This is a genomic window from Methanobacterium congolense (assembly GCF_900095295.1).
In the GTDB taxonomy this organism is placed as follows: domain Archaea; phylum Methanobacteriota; class Methanobacteria; order Methanobacteriales; family Methanobacteriaceae; genus Methanobacterium_C; species Methanobacterium_C congolense.
On record NZ_LT607756.1, the window covers coordinates 501,173 to 521,607 of the forward strand.

General features: G+C 38.8%; 21 protein-coding genes. 10 read left to right on the forward strand and 11 right to left on the reverse strand.

The features are described 5' to 3' along the window. The first annotated feature begins 26 nt into the window (after positions 1 to 26). Complete coding sequence (locus MCBB_RS02445; RefSeq protein ID WP_071906254.1) at positions 27 to 785, forward strand: TatD family hydrolase; 759 nt, start codon at positions 27 to 29, stop codon at positions 783 to 785. Positions 786 to 947: 162 nt separating this feature from the next. Here the strand turns inward: MCBB_RS02445 and MCBB_RS02450 are convergent, their stop codons facing one another. Then, complete coding sequence (locus tag MCBB_RS02450) at positions 948 to 1,331, reverse strand: carboxymuconolactone decarboxylase family protein (RefSeq protein ID WP_071906256.1); 384 nt, start codon at positions 1,329 to 1,331, stop codon at positions 948 to 950. Positions 1,332 to 1,500: 169 nt separating this feature from the next. Here MCBB_RS02450 and MCBB_RS02455 point away from each other — a divergent pair, with 169 nt between their 5' ends. Both MCBB_RS02455 and MCBB_RS02460 read left to right on the forward strand, forming a co-directional pair. Continuing rightward, positions 1,501 to 1,767 (forward strand): hypothetical protein, encoded by a 267-nt coding sequence (locus MCBB_RS02455; RefSeq protein WP_071906258.1) that lies wholly within the window; start codon positions 1,501 to 1,503, stop codon positions 1,765 to 1,767. Positions 1,768 to 1,956: 189 nt separating this feature from the next. Further along, positions 1,957 to 2,610 (forward strand): 2,5-diamino-6-(ribosylamino)-4(3H)-pyrimidinone 5'-phosphate reductase, encoded by a 654-nt coding sequence (locus tag MCBB_RS02460; protein ID WP_071906260.1) that lies wholly within the window; start codon positions 1,957 to 1,959, stop codon positions 2,608 to 2,610. 125 nt (positions 2,611 to 2,735) lie between these two features. On the opposite strand, the gene MCBB_RS12045 is transcribed toward MCBB_RS02460, so the two are convergent. Beyond that, positions 2,736 to 2,888, reverse strand: a complete 153-nt coding sequence (locus MCBB_RS12045) for a hypothetical protein (RefSeq protein ID WP_171899070.1) — start codon at positions 2,886 to 2,888, stop codon at positions 2,736 to 2,738. A gap of 229 nt (positions 2,889 to 3,117) precedes the next feature. Next, positions 3,118 to 3,783 (reverse strand): histidinol phosphate phosphatase domain-containing protein, encoded by a 666-nt coding sequence (locus MCBB_RS02465; RefSeq protein ID WP_071906263.1) that lies wholly within the window; start codon positions 3,781 to 3,783, stop codon positions 3,118 to 3,120. Positions 3,784 to 3,868: 85 nt separating this feature from the next. On the opposite strand from MCBB_RS02465, the gene MCBB_RS02470 reads away from it, so the two are divergent. Further along, on the forward strand, positions 3,869 to 4,756 hold the full coding sequence (locus MCBB_RS02470) for a pantoate kinase (RefSeq protein WP_071906265.1): 888 nt from the start codon (positions 3,869 to 3,871) through the stop codon (positions 4,754 to 4,756). 92 nt (positions 4,757 to 4,848) lie between these two features. Here the strand turns inward: MCBB_RS02470 and MCBB_RS02475 are convergent, their stop codons facing one another. The 8 genes from MCBB_RS02475 to purC form a co-directional block, all read right to left on the reverse strand. Next, positions 4,849 to 5,652, reverse strand: a complete 804-nt coding sequence (locus tag MCBB_RS02475) for a DUF7839 domain-containing protein (RefSeq protein WP_071906267.1) — start codon at positions 5,650 to 5,652, stop codon at positions 4,849 to 4,851. A gap of 102 nt (positions 5,653 to 5,754) precedes the next feature. Next, on the reverse strand, positions 5,755 to 7,158 hold the full coding sequence (recJ, locus tag MCBB_RS02480; protein ID WP_071906269.1) for a single-stranded-DNA-specific exonuclease RecJ: 1,404 nt from the start codon (positions 7,156 to 7,158) through the stop codon (positions 5,755 to 5,757). 260 nt (positions 7,159 to 7,418) lie between these two features. Next, on the reverse strand, positions 7,419 to 7,691 hold the full coding sequence (locus MCBB_RS02485) for a signal recognition particle protein Srp19 (RefSeq protein ID WP_145975995.1): 273 nt from the start codon (positions 7,689 to 7,691) through the stop codon (positions 7,419 to 7,421). A 58-nt stretch (positions 7,692 to 7,749) separates the two neighbouring features. After that, complete coding sequence (locus tag MCBB_RS02490) at positions 7,750 to 8,535, reverse strand: uroporphyrinogen-III synthase (RefSeq protein ID WP_071906271.1); 786 nt, start codon at positions 8,533 to 8,535, stop codon at positions 7,750 to 7,752. After that, on the reverse strand, positions 8,532 to 9,236 hold the full coding sequence (cobA, locus tag MCBB_RS02495) for a uroporphyrinogen-III C-methyltransferase (RefSeq protein ID WP_071906273.1): 705 nt from the start codon (positions 9,234 to 9,236) through the stop codon (positions 8,532 to 8,534). The genes MCBB_RS02490 and cobA overlap by 4 nt, the downstream gene beginning before the upstream one ends. 220 nt (positions 9,237 to 9,456) lie before the next feature. Next, on the reverse strand, positions 9,457 to 10,107 hold the full coding sequence (gene purQ, locus MCBB_RS02500; protein ID WP_071906275.1) for a phosphoribosylformylglycinamidine synthase subunit PurQ: 651 nt from the start codon (positions 10,105 to 10,107) through the stop codon (positions 9,457 to 9,459). Between the two features lie 14 nt (positions 10,108 to 10,121). Beyond that, a complete protein-coding gene (gene purS, locus MCBB_RS02505; protein ID WP_071906278.1) occupies positions 10,122 to 10,376 on the reverse strand; it encodes a phosphoribosylformylglycinamidine synthase subunit PurS in 255 nt (84 codons plus the stop codon). Between the two features lie 37 nt (positions 10,377 to 10,413). Then, positions 10,414 to 11,160 carry a phosphoribosylaminoimidazolesuccinocarboxamide synthase gene (gene purC, locus MCBB_RS02510; RefSeq protein ID WP_071906280.1) on the reverse strand — a complete coding sequence of 249 codons (747 nt, stop codon included), beginning with the start codon at positions 11,158 to 11,160 and terminating at the stop codon, positions 10,414 to 10,416. Positions 11,161 to 11,594: 434 nt separating this feature from the next. Between purC and glmS the strand changes: the two genes are divergently transcribed. From glmS to MCBB_RS02540, 6 genes are all read left to right on the forward strand, one after another. Then, the gene (glmS, locus tag MCBB_RS02515) at positions 11,595 to 13,373 is read left to right on the forward strand and encodes a glutamine--fructose-6-phosphate transaminase (isomerizing) (RefSeq protein WP_071906282.1); all 1,779 of its coding nucleotides are present in this window, start codon (positions 11,595 to 11,597) and stop codon (positions 13,371 to 13,373) included. Positions 13,374 to 13,708: 335 nt separating this feature from the next. Further along, positions 13,709 to 13,990, forward strand: coding sequence for a hypothetical protein (locus tag MCBB_RS02520; RefSeq protein ID WP_071906284.1), 282 nt, complete (start codon positions 13,709 to 13,711; stop codon positions 13,988 to 13,990). A gap of 396 nt (positions 13,991 to 14,386) precedes the next feature. Next, a complete protein-coding gene (locus tag MCBB_RS02525; RefSeq protein WP_071906286.1) occupies positions 14,387 to 14,962 on the forward strand; it encodes a helix-turn-helix domain-containing protein in 576 nt (191 codons plus the stop codon). A gap of 150 nt (positions 14,963 to 15,112) precedes the next feature. Next, entirely contained in the window at positions 15,113 to 15,565 is a 453-nt protein-coding gene (locus MCBB_RS02530) for an acyl-CoA thioesterase (RefSeq protein WP_071906288.1), read from the forward strand. Between the two features lie 202 nt (positions 15,566 to 15,767). Beyond that, a complete protein-coding gene (locus tag MCBB_RS02535; protein WP_071906290.1) occupies positions 15,768 to 17,426 on the forward strand; it encodes an AMP-binding protein in 1,659 nt (552 codons plus the stop codon). Between the two features lie 436 nt (positions 17,427 to 17,862). Then, positions 17,863 to 20,385, forward strand: a complete 2,523-nt coding sequence (locus tag MCBB_RS02540; protein WP_071906292.1) for a DUF5814 domain-containing protein — start codon at positions 17,863 to 17,865, stop codon at positions 20,383 to 20,385. Positions 20,386 to 20,435: the final 50 nt, after the last annotated feature.

A 20,435-nucleotide genomic window follows, 5' to 3' on the forward strand; every position in this document is an offset into this window, starting at 1 on the left:
AGTAGTAATTGGGGGATATTTTTCTTATGATTGATACACACTGCCATGTTGATTTTAAGGAGTACAACAAAAACCGTGAAGACGTGATGAAAAGATCCAGGGAAAAATTAACTGGAATCATTAATTCAGGAGCAAGTTTAGGTGGAAACAGACGGACATTAAATCTATTAGAAGATTATCCAAGGTTTGTTAATGTGAGTCTTGGATTTCACCCTGTCAATGCGTCCAAGGCAGATTCAAATATAATAGAACAAGCCTTTCACGAAATAGAAGAGAACATAGATAAAGCCGTTGCTATAGGTGAAAGTGGTCTTGATTTCTATGAGGTGCAGGATGAAGAAGGAAGACGCAGACAGCACAAAGTATTCACCTCATTTATAGAAATGGCAGTTGAATACGAGTTGCCCATTGTACTCCATGTAAGGGATGCAGAAAAGCAGGCACTGGACATAGTGAAGAAACACTCATCACTTCCAGATGTTGTTTTTCACTGCTACGGCGGAGACCTTGAAACAGCCCAGAAAATAGTTGAAGAGGGTTACTATCTATCATTTTCAACCATACTCTCCTTCTCAGACCATCACAAGGAACTGGTGGAAGATCTGCCATTATCCAGTATCTTAACAGAAACAGACAGCCCCTACCTTTCACCATTTAAGGGTCAGAGAAATGAGCCGGCATTCGTTGAAGTGGTTGTTAAAACCCTTGCCCAGGTGAAGTCAGTTTCAGTACGTGAAGTTGATAGGGTGACAGAGAAAAATGTAAGGAAAGTGTTTGGTATTTAAAAATTCTTCAAATTTACCTCTTTCCACTTCATAAATGATTAATAGTGGTTAAATTGCATTTTATAATGGTTAACTTGCACCTTTAAACTTCTAATAATTTTAAGTTTTAAAATAACCATTTTTTTATAAAAATAATTAGATCGAAGAAAAACCCTCTGAAGTTTATTTATCTTCATCTAATTCTTCAAAAACTTCTTTTGCTGCTTTTATACCATTTATTGCTGAAGGAAAACCCGCATACGCAACCATCTGAATTATAACCTCAACGATCTCCTCCCGGGTACAGCCAACATTGAGTGCACCATGGATATGATCTTTAAGCTGCTGTTTGGCGTTGCCCATTGCTGTGAGTGCAGCAACAGTTGCTATCTCCCGGGTTTTCAGGTCAAGCCCTGGACGATTGTATATCTGCCCGTATGGAAATTCGATGACAAACTTTCCAAGATCTGGGGCTATGTCCTTCAAATTTTCCATGAGGGCTTTACTTGCATTTGGATGGATCTTTTCAATGTTTTTTAATCCTTCTTCATAATTCTCATCAGTCATTTGAACTTCTCCTCTTCATTTCCAATTTAGTTTAGATGTTTCTGTTAAATAAAATTGGGCTTTTCTATGAACTTAAGAGGAGCATGAACTTGAAGATGGATCAAAAATTTTAAGATGTACCTTGAATCATCTAAGAGTATTAACCAATTTAATGAAGATGGTGAACCAAATGAAAAGATCCTTTAAATTAATGGCTATATTTTTGATACTGGTATTTTTTGGCCTTCAAAGTGTAGTTGCAGCAGCACAGGATACAAATTTAAGTAATGTTAAAGATAACGCCAAGGAGACTCTTAACAATGCATCTGAAACTGCTAATCAAACTGCAGACGAGGTCCAGAGTTTTCTGGATCCAATACAGGATATCCTGAACAGCATTAACAACATTGTACAACAGATACAGCAGATATTCTATGCACTTGGTGGAGGGCAGTGATCAAAACCCTCCTTTCCATGGAATATTAAATTAACCCGTGAACTCGAAAAGAATCAAAAACATTCATTTTTTTATGAAGGATCATCTCTTTGTCTGGGAAAATTTCTTTTTCACAACCTTCCCATTAACACTTCAAATCTAGGATTTTAACACTATTCAGTGTACAAATCCAAATCGGGACGTGATGAATTGAGACCTTACGTGATACTAAATTCTGCAATGACACTTGACGGTAAAATAGCAACAAAAACTGGCAGTTCTGAAATTTCAGGTCCTGAAGACCTTATCAGGGTTCACAAGATTCGGAAGGAAGTGGATGCAATAATGGTGGGAATAAACACAGTTCTTGCAGATGATCCACGCTTAACTGTGCATAAAATACCCTCAGTACCATCAGATAACCCTTTAAGGGTGGTTGTTGACAGCAGAGCAAGAACACCCCTTGAATTCAGAATTTTGAACACTGATGCACCAACATTGATTGCAGTTTCAGAATCTGCAGACCCTCAGAAGGTTGAAGCACTTAAAAAAAAGGTTGATGTTGTATCCTGTGGTGATAAACGTGTTGATCTTCAATGTCTCATGGCAGAGCTTCATGGGAGGGGTGTAAAGACCTTGATGCTTGAGGGGGGTTCAACCCTTAATTATTCCATGCTCAGCCAGGGACTTGTGGATGAAGTTAGGGTATGCATAGCTCCAATGATAGCTGGAGGTAGGGATTCAAAGACACTGGTTGATGGTGAAGGTATTGGCCACATGAAGGATGCATTTAAGATGGAATTTAAAAAGAGTTACAGTTTGGGGAAGGATATGGTGGTGGAGTACCATGTTGTCCATGAATAATTCTTAAAAAACCTTTTTTTTATATTTAAATTCTGTAAGTTAGTTTAAATAAGTAAAAACCCTCAAAATATCAAAATATAAAAAAAATCGTAAGATCGTTAGATCTAACTTAAAATAAGAGTATATCACTTTTTAATTATCAAATAAATTCCATTAATTATGAGACCAATTGTAACGAGCCATATTAGTATGTCAAAGAATCCAGGTACTGTGTACTTAACAACGATTATTAAAGCAGCCACAACGATGTAACATATTCCAATTATTTTTTCTTTCATAACAAAACCACCTTTATTAAGTTATAAATATTTGTTAAACCATTCTAAATAATTAGTTTTTTGAAGATATGTATGATTAAATGAATACATTAAAAAAGAGGTAAATTGATTCTTTTGTGGATTTTAGTTTAATCGTAATTCAAGTGTGACCCTATTTAAAAAGGTTTTTAACGTGTTTGACACGTCGAATTTTTTAAAAGTCTTCTGATGGAATATCTGATGATTTAATTTAGAGTATTCCCTTACTCTTAAGTATAGCTTGAGGATTATCATTCAAAGCTTTTTCAATCTCTTTTTCAGGTAACCCTGCACCTAAAGCTATTTTATATGCCATATCATAGGATATAAGGTCTTCTGGAGCATGTGTATCCGTGTCCACAACGAGTTTGGCTCCAACATCCATTGCAACACTTGCAACGTGTCCATTTCCAAGGCAATGACCTCTCCGGGCACTTAACTCAAGGGCTATGTCATTCTCTTTGGCAATTTCAGCTTCTTCAATTGTTATAAGTCCTGGATGGGCTAAAATATCAACTTCAGGACAGTTAACTGCATTCCAGTTGGTGCCCTCAATCACAGGTTCAACTATGGTTTCACCGTGAACAACAACGATCTCTGCTCCGAGGTCACGGGCATGATTTGCGAGTTTTTCAATGATTTCAGCTGGAGCATGGGTTATTTCAGCTCCTGGAATGATTTCTATGTCCCAGTTTTCTCTTATATCCAAAACAGCATCTATAATTCGTCCAACACAGTCTATGTTAGAGGCATCAACATGATCAGTTATTGCGACAGCTTTGTGGTTCAGTACACTTGCCCTTCTTGCTATCTCTGATGGTAAAAGTTCACCATCACTGAATATACTGTGTGTATGGAGATCGATTCTCTTGTCTATGCTTAAATCCCCCTTTATTCAATGGATTACCTTATTATTTGATAGATTATTTATGGTTCTCTGACATATTAAATATAGTGATATCATGAAATGTTCCATTTTCGCCCCAGCCCACATAACCGGCTTTTTTGAAATAATAGAAAACATGGATCCAGTTAAAAAAGGATCGAAGGGTGCAGGTGTTGCACTTGATAAAGGTGTAACCACAGACATGGAAATAGAAGATGGAAGTGGAGTTTCTGTTAAAATAAATGGTAAACATGATGCTCGTAACACTTCAATAACGTACAAAACCATTGATCTCATAAAAAAAGAGTTTAAATTGGATGAATATTTTAACAATAAACGGGTAGTTGTTAAACATGAATTAGAAGTCCCTTTAGGTGCAGGATTCGGCACATCTGCTGGTTGTGCCCTTGGAGCTTCAATGGGAATCGCAAAGATACTCAACCTTCCATTAACCTTCAACAGAGCTGCAGCAATAGCCCACCTTGCAGAGATTGAAATGCAGAGTGGACTTGGAGATGTTATAGCAGAGGTATGTGGAGGAATTACGCTAAGACTTAAGGAGGGAGCTCCTGGAGTCGGATCCGCTGATAAACTGATACTGAATGGAAGTGAAGAAGACCTTTTTGTCATATCCAAGACCCTGGGGGAAATTGAAACTTCAAGCATAATAGGAGATCCAGTTTACAAGGCAAAAATAAACAAAACCGGAAGAAACCTGCTTTCAAAGCTTTTAGAAAATCCAGATCCATGCCAATTCATGAAACTCTCAAGAAGGTTCTCAGAGGAAACAGCACTCATGGATCCTGAAGTTCTGGAACTTGTTGAAATTCTTGAAGATGAAACGATGGGATCTTCGATGGCCATGCTTGGAAAAACTGCCTTTGCAATTTCTAAAACCCCTGATACAAGTGTTGAAGGTGCAATAGTTTCTAAGATAGATTCATGTGGTTGCAGGTTCGTTTAAAACACTGAAATATTTTAAATAAATTATTTTAATAGTCTATTAGTGTTTATTCCCAACTATTCCTTCATTTAAATTCTTTAAAAGCACATTATTCAGTCCTCAGATGCTTCCCCATTTAAAACATCTTTTATCACGTACGTTATCCCTTCTGAATCGAGTCTCCGTGTTATGCTCTTTGTCATTTTTCCAACTGCAAAAACCATCACGTTAAGACCTCTTTTTGCTGCAGCCGCCGTTGCCTCAGGTGTTGCAAATTCAAAATCAATTTCAATTCCTAACTTATCTGCAACTGCCCTTGAAACTGTTCCCATTGCGCCGATCTTATCAAATCCAGTATTGTATATCTCAAGAACCCTTTCAAGGTTGCATGATCTTGATCCACCTTGATTTATGGTTGGAAGCCGAATTATGGTTACGGTTCCAAGTTCCAATTCAATGGTACCTTCGTGTCTGATGAGGGCCACATCTTCACCCTCTTTTGCATCGTTCAATACTTCAGCATATGCGGAGGTTTCTTTCTTGGTTGCGTAGAGTGTACCTTTGTCCATTTCAAGCCAGATCTTATCGCCAGCTTTCATGGGTTCCCTTGCTATTGCTGGCCAAACAGATTTATATGCATTCATAGTTTCAAGAACATTGTCTGCATACTTCCGGAGGTTTGAAGCTTCACCCTTAACCTTCTCAATACCACGTTTCGTGATCTTGTACTTAGCACTGCCAAATCCTGTTTCAACGTATCCATCATCCACAAGATTTTTTATATTCTCAGACACAGCTTGAACTGTTATTCCAAGCTTTTCTGCTATATCCTTCTGTCTAAGATGCGGTTCTCCCTTCGCTATTTCTGCAAGTATCTGAAACCTTGTTAATTCCCCTTTTTTCTTGAAGACCTTCATGTTTACTCATCCAACCAGTTTTAATACCTTCAATTAAGTTGAACCATCTCAATTAAGTTGAAGAGATTCAAATTCATTAAACCTCATCCTCAAATAACTTCTTTAAATCATTCCATTTAAACTTTCATTGAATATTTCAAGGAATTTATCTGCAGTTCCAGGTGGTATGTAAGCTCCACAGGCAACTGAATGTCCCCCACCAGTACCACCAACCTTCTGGGCAACTTTCCTTATCATGTTACCGAAGTGTATTCCATTGTAGGCAAGAAGACGTGAACACCTCAGTGAAACCTTTAAACCTTCTTTACCATCTCCAATTTCTGTAAAACCTATTATTGGTTTTTTCCAATCACTATAGCTCAGGATCATCCCTGTTATGGTTCCAACAACTTCGCTCTTTATTTCACTGCCGTTGAAGTACTGTAGATTGCTCATGGGGATGATCCTGTCTTCCTCCTGAATCCAGCTCATCTTCTGGGCAAGGTACCTTCGGTGCTCCTTTGCAAGATCATCCATATCCTCCAGTGCCATACCTCTATCTCCCTTCAGCACCTTGAGGGCAACTTCATGCCTTTTATGGCGGCTACATGCATTCACAGCGGTTGAAAATTCACTTGCATCACGTAGTGGAGAATATTCAGTCTCGTTTAAAAACTCGTAAGAATCTCCTGAAATCAGTTTTGGAACGTATCTCACGTACTTGGATGGGACTTCCCTGCTAAGCATCCTAACTAACTCTGAAAACAGTTTACTTTTCTCTTCGTTACTCAGATCACATAGGGTCCTGTATTTTTTACCATTTTTTGAAGGAATACCCAATTTATCAAGTAAAAGAAGACATTCTGTTTTGTTGTTGGTTATGGGCAAGTTAACGTCTCCGAAGTATGAGAGTGCAATAAAAAGGGGTCTTGTCTGCCTACCATACAGGGCCAGGTCATTGGTTGAATCTACAAGATTCTGTTCAACACTTTCTCTAAGTATCTCCCGATTCAAACCCTCCATTTTGCCAGTTAAGTTGTTTTGCATGTCTCCAACAGCACTTAAAATACCCATCCAACTCAGCTCGTTGAATCCAAAGGTTTTGGCAAGGAGGTAAGTCATACCTCCCCCTGAAATTTCTTGAGATCCATCTATGTTGTAAAAATGGGGGTTTATTTCAAGAAAACCATTATTAATGCTGTTTTCAGGCTTTCTTATGGGTGTATGATGGTCTAAAATCAGGGTTTTGGAATTTGATGTGCAGAATTTATTTATGCACTGTCCAGAACCCAGATCAGAGAAAATCGTAAGTTCATTCTCTACTTCAATGTCCTCCATCCTGTCCAGACTTATGAATTCAACTTCATGATCCTTTCCAAGCGTATCAAGTGTTGATGAAAGCACAGCTCCTGCTGTTACACCATCACAGTCTATATGGGTGTATATCTTGATATCATCTGCATTTTTAACCATCTCATGGGCCTTTGAAAATGCAGTGTCCATTGAATTCCTTTGAGCGTTGATCATTAAATATGAACTCCCTTAACTCCTAACTCTTCTTTCATTTAATCAATTATTTTATAATTCTTTTCTCATCTGGTTCTTGTCCTTGTTTAAGTTAGGTGTGAATTAATAATAAATCTAACGATTTTGGGACTTTGAAATCCTGTGAATAACATTTTTTATGCCTTGTAAATAAAAAATAGGATAAGAATGTTGTGACCTATTATTTAAAGGATCCATCATTTAAAAGAGTAGATTGGTAAAAAGTAGGGGATAAAATCTCTTTATTTCCTTGAAGCCTTGATCATTTTGCTTATCTTAAGCAGTATCTCCTGTTTTGGCAGGTTTTTATCAACCATAACCCTCCCTGAAATCTCCCACCATGATCTGGGATAAGATTTGCCCTTTTCAATCTCAGGATTCAGTCCGATCTTTGTGGCAGCGTTGGATATCTCCCTGAGTTTTGGAGATTTCACTGCATATTCCTGGGGCACCCTTCTTCCTTCACCTTTCGTTTTTGTTGAATCAATGTAAACAGGCCATATAACTGCTTTCATTAGCTTCACCCCACTTAAATTATATTTAAAATCATATCTGTATAAGTATCCTTTTATTTTATTGTACCATTTCATCAAAGAGTTTTTGAAGCATGGCTTCAACAGTGTATTCTCCAGGTATCATAACGGGAATATTCTCTTCTTCCAATGGTTGGGCTGTTACAGGACCTATTGCAGCAACCATAACTCCTTCCTTCATAGATTTAACGATATCCTCTTTTTTTCCTGTTTCATCTGCAAGCTGGAAAAGATTTTTCACAGTCAGGGTACTTGTGAAGGTTACAGCATCCACTTCTCCACTTACGATGCTTTTAATGAGATGGTTGACACGGGTTTTGTCCTTTGGAAGCCCGGATTTGTAGGCTTCTGCAAGAAAAACGTCTGCTCCCATATCTTTGAGACCCTCAGGAAGCACATCACGTGCAGCTTTTGTCCTTGGTATCCCAATTTTCTTTCCAGCAACATCGATATCATTGAAGATCTCAAGAAGACCCTCTGCAGTGTAATCTTCAGGAACGATATCTGCGTCAAGCCCATTTTTGCCTAAAAATTTAGCTGTTCTGGGTCCGATAACTGCTATCTTACATCCTGGTTTTAACCGATTTTTAAGGTCTTGACAGTGTTTGAAGGCGGATATTATTCCTGTTGGTGATGTGAATATCAACCAATCCAGTTCATGAGCCATCTCACACAGCTGAATCAGTGAATCTGTATTGGATATTTGAAGCTCCAGTGTGGGTGCCACAAGGGGCACAACACCATTTTCTTCAAGTATTTCCACGGCTTCCTGCATCCTCTCGGCAGGCCGTGTCAGTGCAACAACTTTTCCTTCCAATCTGTTCATGATCTTGCCTTCTTGAATACATCAACCACGTGCCCAACGATCACAAGGGCCGGTGGTTTGATATTATTTTGAGTTATATCTTCAAGTGTTCCAGTTATTATTCGTTGATCAGAGAGTGTTCCCTTTTCAATGACACAAACCGGTGTTTTTGGATCCTTGTACTTCATGATCTCCTTCACGTTCTCCTCCAGCATACCAATACCCATGAGTATTATAATGGTATCTGCGTTGAAGTTCCATTTCACCTGTTTTTTTGATTTCGTTGGATCTTCATGCCCTGTAACGATTGTGAATGATGTTGCAACGCCTCTGTGGGTGACGGGAAGTCCTGCAGATGTTGGAACGCCGATTGCAGAGGTAACGCCTGGCACGAACTCCACTCCAATTCCCTCCTCAAGGAGGGCGAGCATCTCCTCACCACCACGTCCAAAGACGAATGGATCTCCACCTTTAAGTCGGACAACCACATCATGCTTTTTACCCTCATCAACCAGTATCTGGTTAATTTCTTCCTGGCTTTTGTAGTGTTCTCCAGCTTTTTTTCCAACGTAAATGAATTCTGCACCCTCCGCATGTTTCAGTATCTCTTCATTGGCAAGACGGTCATAAACAACAACATCTGCCTTTTTAAGTGCATTAACAGCTTTAAGTGTTATAAGTTCAGGATCTCCGGGTCCAGCACCAACTAAATATACTACCATTGATTCACCTTTGAATTTTATCAGATATATCCATGATTAAACTTAGAACGCATTCATAGAATGTATCACGTTATATAGAACTATCACATTACTAGTTGTATCAAAATTGGTTTTTTGAAACAAGTAGATAAACACAGTAACTACTCATCAAATATTTTTTTTTTTAATTGATCAACTCTTTTTAAGAGTTATTTTTAAAGTTATTTTTAAGATTTAACTTTTAATAGTTTACTATTCCCTTGAAGAACTTCAATCCATCATCGGATCCGAGTATGCTCTCTGAAGCCCTTTCAGGATGAGGCATGACTGCACAGACAAGACCTTCTTCATCACAAACTCCTGTTATGGCTTCCATTGAACCATTGGGGTTTTCAGATTCGAATGAGAGAACTATCTGGTCGTTGTCATGGAGTTTTTCAATCTCCGGGTTGTAGTAACGACCTTCAGTGTGGGCTATGGGCATTCTTATAACTTCATCCTTTTTGTACATGCTTGTGAAGGGTGTTCTCGTTGTTTGAACCTTCAAATCGGCCCATTCACATATGAACTTGGAGTTCTTGTTCACTGTGAAAACTCCGGGCACAAGACCCACCTCTGCAAGTATCTGAGCCCCGTTACATATACCAAGAACTGGTTTATCCTCTTTAACAGCATCTTTAATCCCATCAATAACAGGGGTTATGGCAGCTATGGCTCCAGCCCTTAAATAATCTCCGTATGAGAAACCACCAGGTATTAAAATTGCCTCAAAGTCTGAAAGGTCTCTCTGATTCCACCAGATATAGTCAGGCTGTGCACCTGCGAGTTCCAGTGCATGGAAAACATCCCTATCACAGTTCGAACCAGGGAACCTTATAATCCCTACTTTCATTTTCTATTCTCCCTTCACCCATTCTCTGGAGTTATGGTTATTTCGTAGTCGTGGATCACTGGATTACAGAGAAGCCTCTGGCACATTTCATCCACATTATCATGTGCAGTTTCTTCATCTTCACCTTCAATTGAAAATTTTATTATTTCAATGGTGTCGGTATTTTCAACCTTGTAATCCAAAAGAGCAAGAGCTCTTTGGATTGTGGCAGCTTCAGGGTTCAACATACCCTTTTTAAGACTAATTTTAACTTCTGCATTGTATTTCATATGATCAATCCTCTCAATCACTAAAAAGTGCACGTGGTTAAATATTCAGGTTCCACTTCTTCTTATCTTCCTCATCAAGTATACGGGATGCAACAGTTTTATAAGCATCCATAACTCCAGATTCACCTTTTCTAAACAGATCCTTGTCCAGAACATCCCAGGTTTTCATATCCCAGAACCTGCATGTGTCAGGACTTATCTCATCACCGAGAACTATGTTTCCCTCTGAGTCACGTCCAAATTCAATTTTGAAATCTGGGAAAAGAATCCCCCTCTCTTTAAGGAAGTTCTTCACGATGCTGTTTATTTTAAGGGTGATTTCCCTGATGGTTGCAAGGTCCTCTGCCGTTGCAAGTCCCAGTGCAATTATGATATCCTCGTTGAGCATAGGGTCGTGAAACTCATCATTCTTGTAGTCAATCTGAATTATAGGTGGCTCAAATTCCTGTTTTTCTTCAAAGGGGAACCTTTTAAGGAGGCTTCCTGCAGCTATGTTACGTGTTATGACCTCAAGGGGTATCATCTCAAGCTTCTTTGAAAGCATGTAACTTGGTTCAAGAAGCTCTATGTACTGGGTTTTAACTCCAGCTTCCTCAAGAACCTCAAAGAACTTTGAAGATATTATGGAGTTGTAAAAACCCTTTTCACTGAGACTCTCCTTCTTTGCACCATCTCCAGCAGTTATATCATCTCTGAATTTGACTATAACCTTTTGATCATCTTCAGTTTCGTAAACGTCCTTAGCTTTACCCTTATATATGAGATTTCCAACCTTCGTGTTCATGGTAACTCCATTCTTTTTGTTTTTTGTATAATATTTTATCAAATGTATATATACCTATAAATTACAATTAGAGATATTGTACTTTCTATTATAACTAAATTATATTTAAGAAGTTACAATCAGATGATTATCCAGGTTTATAAAATAAAACTTATTATAATAAAAACTTATTACAATTCATTAAAAAGGATCTCACTAAAAATCAATCCAAAGATTTTAATTGATATAACTTCAATTAAATGCAGTTTTTATATATAAAACTCCATAGAAACTCTATTTGATATTAAAAAATTTAATATTCAAAAAAATACTAAAAAATACTAATAGATATTTGATACTCATAAAATAATCCTAAAATAACAGTAGAACAGCACTCAAAACTTATTAAAAACAATTATAACTTCCATTTAAATTAATACCTACTGGTGAAATAGATGTGTGGAATTGTAGCATGTATACTAAAGGATAAAGATGCAGCCCCAGTGCTTTTATCCTGTGTTAAACGGTTGGAATACAGGGGTTACGACTCAGTGGGCATAGCAACTTCATCGAAGAACATTGAAATCAAGAAGGATGAAGGTAAAATAGATGACGTCCAGAAAAGACTTGAACTAACAGATCTTCCTGGAAAAATGGGAATAGCCCATGTGAGATGGGCAACCCACGGGCTTCCAACAAAGGAAAATGCCCACCCCCACACAGACTGCAAAAAAAGGATAGCAGTGGTTCACAATGGAATAATAGAGAATTACAGGGAACTGAAAGACCAGCTAATCCGGGAAGGGCATGAATTCAGATCAGAAACAGACACAGAGGTGATTCCGCATCTCATTGAAAAATACATGGCCACTGGTTCTGATTTAGAAGAAGCAACACGCCTAACAACTCATGATATCAAAGGATCTTATGCAATAGCAGTTATATCTGCAGATGAGCCTGATAAAATCATAGGGGTCCGGAAGGAAAGCCCGCTCATAGTGGGTAAAGGCGAAGATGAGTACTTCCTGGCTTCAGACGCACCTGCAATACTCAAACACACCAACCGGATCATCTACCTCAACGATAATGAGATGGTCCTTTTAACAGGTGAGGGAATAACTGTAAAAGACGTTGATGGCAATCCAATCGAAAAGGAGATTGATCTGATAGATTGGACGCCGGATATGGCTGAGAAGGGAGGTTACGATCATTTCATGCTTAAGGAGATTCATGAACAGCCTGATGCTGTTAAAAAAACCCTGATGGAACTTCAGGACATAAAAGAAATGGTTGAAAACTTTCCAAAGTTCAACAGAATCTGTTTCGTGGCATGTGGAACATCCTACCATGCTTCCCTCGTTGGAAAATATTTATTCGAGGGTCTTGTTGGCATTCCAACGGATGTCTTACTGGCATCAGAATTTGAATTTTCTGCAGGGGCCCTGGATGAGAAAACCCTTGCGATATTCATAAGTCAGTCCGGTGAAACTGCAGACACGCTCAGAGCCCTTAGAATGGCCAATGAAACCGCTCAAACCCTTGCAATTGTGAACGTGCTTGGAAGCACTGCCACAAGGGAAGCGGATCATGTTATATACACAAGAGCAGGACCAGAAATTGGTGTTGCAGCAACAAAAACCTACGTAAGCCAATTAACGTGTATATGTCTCTTGGCACTGTCTATGGCAGGGGAAGAAAAACTCTTAGAGGATATTCAGCACGTACCTGATCACATGAAACTGGCACTGGAGGCCGAAGATCAGATAAGGGAAATAGCAAAGAAATACAAGGATGCAGAAGATTTCTTCTTCATAGGGAGGGGTTACTCATACCCAACTGCAATGGAAGGAGCTCTAAAACTTAAAGAAATAACCTATATACATGGGGAAGGCTACGCTGCAGGAGAACTCAAACATGGACCTCTTGCGTTGATCGATGATGACGTACCTGTTGTTGCAGTTGTGCCTCCAGGTGATAGTCATGATAAAACCCTTGGAAACCTTCAAGAAGTAAAGGCAAGGGGTGCAAGTGTCATAGCCCTTGGATCCTCTGATGATGAAGTTTTAAAGTCTGAGGCACATGAAATGATAGAATTTTCAGGTGAACTGAATGAAGTACTATCTCCAATAGTTTACGTTGTTCCGTTGCAGCTTTTATCCTATCATATGAGTGTTGAAAGGGGCATAGACCCTGATAAACCAAAAAATTTGGCAAAATGTGTTACCGTCGAATAAAAAAAATGGATGCTTTTTGGTTGTATTTTGCATGATTTTGAATGCATCTTCATGAGATGAAGTTTTGAATCCATTTTTTGGTTTCATTTCAACTCCTTTTATCTAAATTCTATATTCGGAAATGTTTCCCTATGCTACATTTAAATGGTGGGAACCATATAAAATATAAAAATTATAACAACTTAAATTAAATATCTCTAAATTACAAATATCAAATAATTTAAAGCATAAAACTATAGATTTTAATAATGATAAGTTATTAAAAGCTTTAAATATTGATAAAAAAAATTTTAATAAATTAAAATATTCCAAAGCAATTGTTCAGGTAGGTTTAAATGAATCCAAAGAAATCTGGGGCAGTTTTTATAATTTTGATGGTGGCTTTGCTTGCCTATGGATTTGGCTCATTTGTAAATGTTGTGGGTGTGGGAAATGATGTTGATATTGTGGGCATTATGCCTGATCTTAACTTAACAGGCTCAGAACAAATATCCTCCATTGGAGATACTTCATTTAAACCAGCTCACATCCAGAAAATGGTTCTAAATGTGACCAACAACACCACAGTTGTATCCAATGTAACCAACAGCACTGTAACGAACAACACATCAATTTAAAGTAAGTACCATTTATAAAAAAACATTATAAAAATAATAATTTGCTTTTCAATTGATTTAACATACGAAAATTCATAATAAACCTCTTTTTAAGTGTTTTCAGTTCAAACAGTTTTTAACCAGACAGGATATTACAGAATCAAATAATATAATGAACCGCACGATGTGTTATGTTTTTTTATTTGACATAAGATGTGCCAACTACACAGAATTATTTAAAAAGTAAGAATTGGGGAGTACTAATAGAACAAGAATGACCCGGATAGTTAAACAAAGTAATAGAATAAGTAATATGAATTGAATTATTTTAAAAAAGTTTTATAGATACCTATAAACTTTCACAATCCTTCTTCAGAAGAATTAAAATCCAAATTTTATAATTAAAGGTGATTTGCAATGGTAGATGAGAACAAAGTTGGGGAAAAAATTCGTCAGTTAAGAGAAAGCAGAGAAATGTCCCGTGAGGAACTTGCAGAGTCAAGTCAGTGTGATGTGGAATTAATTGAAAAACTTGAAAACGGAGCAGTTTTACCCTCATTAACTCCGTTACTCAACATTGCAAGGGCTCTTGGGGTTCGACTGGGCACTTTCATGGATGATGCACCTCAAACCGGCCCATTTGTGGTTAAATCTGGTAGTTCAAAGAGTGTGACTCATTTTTCAGGTAAAAACACAAGCCTTGATGAGAGTGCCCTTGATTTCTACTCATTAGCCTACGGTAAAAGTGACAGACACATGGAACCATTCATCATAGATGTTCACCCTCCCAAAAACGGTGAATATGAATTAGCATCCCATGAAGGGGAAGAATTCATATACGTGATGGATGGAGAGATAGAAATTCTTTACGGCCAGGAGAGTTATGTGGTTGGTGAAGGGGACAGCATCTACTACGATTCAATCGTACCCCATGACCTGCATGCCCACGGTGGTGATGCAAAGATCCTTGCAGTGGTTTACACACCGTTTTAAGGCTTAAAAATCGTAAAAAATAGAATTTACAATTATGATTATTTAAAAATATCAAAATTCAAAATAAATAGACTGGACTTTAGAATGTACAACCAAATTTGCATGAAATTTTAGATTTGCATAAAATTAGATAATTAGAGATGAATTAAAATGTTTAAGACAACGGTAACACCAAGATTCGGAGATATAGATGGACTTCGTCATGTTAACAACACTGTTCTTGCGGTATGGTTTGAACAGGCAAGAAACCCAATATTCAGAATGTTCACACCAGATCTTGACCTCAGCTACGAAAACTGGAAACTCATAATGGTCAGAACAGACTTCGACTTCCTATGCCAAATGTACTTTGAGAAAGATGTGGAACTGAGAACCTATGTGGTGAAAATTGGAAACACCTCATTCACACTACGCCACGAAGCATGGCAGGAAGGTAAGATAAAGGTTAAGGGAAATGCAGTGGTTGTTCACTACGATTTCGTCAATGAAACCTCTGTTCCAATACCAGACCCTATAAGGGCACAGCTTGCAGAGCACATGCTACCTGAAACTGAGATAGAAACATCAAACAGCCAGGAAATGGCTTTGATGAACAACAAATGAGTTTGAAGTGACCTGTGATATTGAATCGGTACTAAAATTCATAATTTTAAAAATCTCAATAAATGAAAAGATTTCAATAAATGAAGGATGATGGATAAATTCAATGATTAATACATGCATTAATCTAAAAAATAAAGGGATGTATCGTATTCTAATTAAACAATGTTAATATAACTTAAGATTAAAAAAAAGGTGGTTGCGCATGCTTTTTACAGAAGATACCCTAGGTAAGTTCTTTGAAAAACAGGTTGAAAAAAGTCCTGATAGAGATTTCATAGTTTATCCCGACAGGGACCTCAGATTTACGTACAAAGAATTCGATGAAAGAGTTAACCTTCTTGCAAAGGGCTTGCTGTCCATAGGTGTTGGAAAAGGTGATCATGTGGGTATATGGGCGCTGAACGTGCCTGACTGGCTCACTTTCATGTTTGCAACTGCCAAGATCGGTGCAGTTCTCGTAACCGTTAACACGGCCTACAAAAACCATGAACTGGCTTACATACTCGAACAATCCGATATGAAAGCCCTAGCTCTCATAGAAGGATTCAGGGATGTAGATTATCTAAACATTATCTACGAGCTTGTACCTGAACTCAAAACCCAGGAAAGGGGTAAACTCAAAAGTAAAGACTTCCCACACCTTGAAAACGTCATATACATAGGCCCTGAAAAACACAGGGGAATGTACAACACCCATGAACTGATGCTTTTAGGTAAACACGGCTCTGATGAGGAATTTGAGCGGGTTAAAAGCAGTGTTAAAAACACAGACGTTGTTAACATGCAGTACACCTCAGGAACAACTGGTTTCCCCAAGGGAGTAATGCTCACCCACAGAAACATCCTGAACAATGGATTCTACATAGGCGACAGACAGGATTTCACAGAAGAAGAGAAACTATGCCTACCCGTACCCTTGTTTCACTGTTTCGGCATAGTTCTGGGGGTAATGGCACTTCTAACCCACGGCGGAACACTGGTCATGCTTGAAGTATTCGACCCCCTCCTGGCACTGGCAGCGGTTCATAAAGAACGTTGCACAGCACTCTATGGAGTTCCTACTATGTTCATAGCTGAGTACACACATCCAATGTTTGACATGTTCGATCTCACAAGCCTCAGAACAGGTATAATGGCAGGATCCCTCTGCCCAGTTGAGGCAATGAAAAAGGTTGTAAATGACATGCACATGAAGGGTATCACCAGTGTCTACGGTTTAACTGAAGCTTCGCCAGGATTCACCCAGACCAGTATTGATGATCCACTGGAACTTCGAGTAACCACGGTTGGAAGGAAGATGGAGAACTGTGAAGTTAAGATCGTGGACATGGAAACTGGAGAACCTGTTAAGCAAGGGGAACCTGGAGAGATCTGCTGCCGTGGTTACAACGTAATGAAGGGCTACTACAAAATGCCTGAAAAGACCCGTGAAGTTATAGATGAAGATGGATGGCTTCACAGTGGAGATATCGCAACCGAGGATGAAAACGGTTACTATTCCATTGTTGGAAGGATAAAGGACATGATAATCCGCGGTGGGGAGAACATCTACCCCCGTGAGATCGAGGAGTTTCTCTACACCATGCCTGAAATCAGGGACGTGCAGGTGGTTGGAATACCCAATGAGAAGTACGGTGAAATAGTTGGAGCCTTTGTAATACCTGAAGAGGGGGTAGATATAACCGAGGAGGATGTCAGGGATTACTCCATGAAAGAAATAGCACGTTACAAAGTTCCAAAGTACGTTTTCATCGTTGATGAATTCCCATTAACCCACAGTGGTAAGATCCAAAAGTTCAAACTCAAGGAACAGGCAGTGGAACTCTTAAAAAAAAGGAAGGAAGAGGAAGAAGAGATATGAGATATGTATCTTTCACATTTACTCTTTCTTTATCTAATAAGTTAAAATGAATGGGTTAAACGGATAACTTTGTTATGGTTAAGTATTTTTTTATTAATTACCCATTTAAGAAATCCTTTAGGAATTAAACTTTTAAAGAATTTTTTAAAAGAAATTCAACTTACACATATCATATTTAATAAAAAAAAGCTTTGATGAATGATTTGTTTAGCAATTGCATAAAATTTTTAAGTTTTTACACGTAAAACTGTTTAAGAAGTTATTTAGGAAATATCATAAAATTAAGTTACATTAAAAAATAGATTAAAGAACGTTAAAACTTACAAGTAACTTACCAATCAAAATCTTAAAACTGTAATTAAATTAAAAAAGCATAAACATTTTTTTAGAAGATGTTATGAGTTTATTTTACTGTAAAACAATTCAAAAGATTTAAATGATAATTTTAAGAAAGAACAAGAAGATTCTGGAGATGTTTCCAATAGGCAGTGCTAAGGGTGCTGTTAACAACAGGAGACAGCCTATCTTCTATGGATACCTTAAACTGGGCAGAAATGGTGACCAGGTAAGGCCGCAGAAGTTCATCGTTAAAAAGGACCCTGAAACTGAGAATCTTTTTCCACCAAGCGAGGCAATCAAGATCCTCCGTAAACAGAACGTTTACGTCATAGGGAAGGATGAAGAAACTGAAGAGATGTTGGAATCTTTGAACATACCCTTTAAAAGGACTCGAATGTGCAGGCACTGCACCTTCGAGGGATACGTAACCCTTCTGAGAAAAGAATCCTCCTACCTTTACCATAAAGAGTACATCTGCAGGTTGTGTGCTGAGGCAGAGATAAAGAGGGAGCTTAAAGCTCGTGGCTTTGACATGAGCACCTTCAGAAACTTCCAGAGGATGCTTCAAAAGACAGGGGATCTGAACAAGGTTTTAAGCGTTTTAAATCCCAACTTCAACCCTGTGAAGAACCCTGACCTCACTCTTTACGACCGGATAAAGAGGGGAAGTGATAAGGACATTCCAAAGATGTCCATGGATGAATTGAAACTTCCATCGGAATTCAAAAGGGTTTTGAAGTCACACGGTAAACATCTGCTCCCTGTTCAGACCCTGGCAGTTCAGAACGGACTTCTTGAAGGGGATAACCTTCTAATCGTATCTGCAACTGCAAGTGGTAAAACCCTCATAGGAGAACTTGCAGGAATACCCAGAACCTTGAATGGGAAGAAATTCATGTTCCTCACACCTCTTGTGGCCCTTGCAAACCAGAAGTACAGGGATTTCAAGAAGAAATACAAGAAAATGGGATTGGATGTATCAATAAGGGTTGGAATGAGTAGAATAAAAGCCAAAGGTGAACTTTCAATCGTTGATGATGATGTTGAAGCTTCAGATATTGTGGTTGGAACCTACGAGGGCTTGGACTTTCTCCTGCGTGCTGGAAAGGCCCACACACTGGGAGACCTTGGAACGGTGGTTGTGGATGAGATACACATGCTGGACGACGAAGAGAGAGGACCTCGCTTAAACGGTCTTATAAAACGTTTGAAGGCACTTTTCCCGGATCTCCAGATAATAGGTCTTTCTGCAACTGTCCAAAACCCTGCGGAAATAGCATCAGAATTTGGAATGAAGATGGTGGAGTACAAAAACAGACCAGTACCCCTTGAACGCCACCTTGTATTTGCAAAGTCTGAGTACGATAAAGAGGACATAATGGCACGTCTCTCACGTAACGAATACAAAAACATTTCAAAGAAGGGGTTCAAAGGTCAGACAATCATATTCACCAATTCCAGGCGGAAAACTCATTCTATATCAGACTACCTATCAAAAAGAGGTGTCAATGCCGAAGCTTACCATGCTGGCCTCTCTTATTCCAAGAAAAGTCGGATAGAAAAGGATTTCCTGAAGCAGAAGATTTCAGCAGTGGTTACAACTGCTGCGCTGGCTGCAGGAGTTGATTTTCCAGCCTCCCAAGTTATCTTCGAAACCCTTACCATGGGAAACAAATGGCTCAGTCCAAACGAGTTTTCTCAGATGCTTGGAAGGGCAGGAAGACCATCATATCATGATGTTGGAAAGGTTTACCTCATACCTGAGGTTGGCCGTAGCTACGATGACCAGTCAGAGGATATGATGGCAGTATCACTCTTAGAAAGTGATGTGGAACGCATAGACGTGACTTACTCAGAGGACGATGTCGTGGAACAGTTCCTTGCAGATGTCTGCGCAGGCCGTGTTGATGATCTTGAGAGCATGGAAGCAGCTTACATGGAAGAAGAACTTCCACTGAGCTTCGAAGAAACTTACAACACCTTGATACACCACAAGTTCATAAGGGAAGTTAAAAATAAGGATGGAGAGGAAAAACTGCTTCCAACAAGGTATGGAAGGGCAGTTTCCACATCATTCTTGAACCATGAGGATGCAGACTACATAAGAAAGAGGATACACGCTAAGAAAGTGAAACCCCTTGACATTGCAGTGTTCTTGGAGCCATTTGAAAGTGCGTACCTCTCAAACAGAATAAGTCAGAGGCTGTCCAAGGTTCTCAAGATCAACATGTCCACGAGGCTCTTTGCAGATTCAACCCTGGACATACTCTCATCAGGAGATGCGATCTCCAAGCTGGAGCCCAACATCCAGGAGACACTTATAAATCTTCAAATAGAATTTTTATCCTGCAAATGTAAGGACAGACCCTTCTGTGATTGTTTCCAGATGGAGCTCTCACGTAGAATACTCAAACAGCGTATGATGAAGAAGGACCCTGCAGCCATAAGCAAGAAGCTCATGCGAAACTATGGAATTCAGGCATATGCAGGGGATATCTTCAGCTGGCTTGATGCAGTTATAAGGATGCTGGAAGCTATCAGGAGAATTGCAGGGGCATTTGGTAAGAAAGAGGTTGTAAGGGAGTGTTCAAGGCTTATCAAGAAGATTGAGGGTGGATGAACTGGATATTTTTTTGGATTATTGCAACTCCTCATTATTCTTTCATATCT

Coding starts and splice junctions, on each gene's coding strand:
- MCBB_RS02530 (WP_071906288.1), top strand. CDS start 15,113: ATGTTTAAGACAACGGTAACACCAAGATTCGGAGATATAGATGGACTT.
- MCBB_RS02525 (WP_071906286.1), top strand. CDS start 14,387: ATGGTAGATGAGAACAAAGTTGGGGAAAAAATTCGTCAGTTAAGAGAA.
- MCBB_RS02455 (WP_071906258.1), top strand. CDS start 1,501: ATGAAAAGATCCTTTAAATTAATGGCTATATTTTTGATACTGGTATTT.
- MCBB_RS02470 (WP_071906265.1), top strand. CDS start 3,869: ATGAAATGTTCCATTTTCGCCCCAGCCCACATAACCGGCTTTTTTGAA.
- MCBB_RS02445 (WP_071906254.1), top strand. CDS start 27: ATGATTGATACACACTGCCATGTTGATTTTAAGGAGTACAACAAAAAC.
- MCBB_RS02490 (WP_071906271.1), bottom strand. CDS start 8,535: ATGAACAGATTGGAAGGAAAAGTTGTTGCACTGACACGGCCTGCCGAG.
- MCBB_RS02520 (WP_071906284.1), top strand. CDS start 13,709: ATGAATCCAAAGAAATCTGGGGCAGTTTTTATAATTTTGATGGTGGCT.
- MCBB_RS02540 (WP_071906292.1), top strand. CDS start 17,863: ATGATAATTTTAAGAAAGAACAAGAAGATTCTGGAGATGTTTCCAATA.
- MCBB_RS02450 (WP_071906256.1), bottom strand. CDS start 1,331: ATGACTGATGAGAATTATGAAGAAGGATTAAAAAACATTGAAAAGATC.
- recJ (WP_071906269.1), bottom strand. CDS start 7,158: ATGATCAACGCTCAAAGGAATTCAATGGACACTGCATTTTCAAAGGCC.
- cobA (WP_071906273.1), bottom strand. CDS start 9,236: ATGGTAGTATATTTAGTTGGTGCTGGACCCGGAGATCCTGAACTTATA.
- glmS (WP_071906282.1), top strand. CDS start 11,595: ATGTGTGGAATTGTAGCATGTATACTAAAGGATAAAGATGCAGCCCCA.
- MCBB_RS02535 (WP_071906290.1), top strand. CDS start 15,768: ATGCTTTTTACAGAAGATACCCTAGGTAAGTTCTTTGAAAAACAGGTT.
- MCBB_RS02475 (WP_071906267.1), bottom strand. CDS start 5,652: ATGAAGGTCTTCAAGAAAAAAGGGGAATTAACAAGGTTTCAGATACTT.
- purC (WP_071906280.1), bottom strand. CDS start 11,160: ATGAACACGAAGGTTGGAAATCTCATATATAAGGGTAAAGCTAAGGAC.
- purQ (WP_071906275.1), bottom strand. CDS start 10,107: ATGAAAGTAGGGATTATAAGGTTCCCTGGTTCGAACTGTGATAGGGAT.
- MCBB_RS12045 (WP_171899070.1), bottom strand. CDS start 2,888: ATGAAAGAAAAAATAATTGGAATATGTTACATCGTTGTGGCTGCTTTA.
- MCBB_RS02485 (WP_145975995.1), bottom strand. CDS start 7,691: ATGAAAGCAGTTATATGGCCTGTTTACATTGATTCAACAAAAACGAAA.
- purS (WP_071906278.1), bottom strand. CDS start 10,376: ATGAAATACAATGCAGAAGTTAAAATTAGTCTTAAAAAGGGTATGTTG.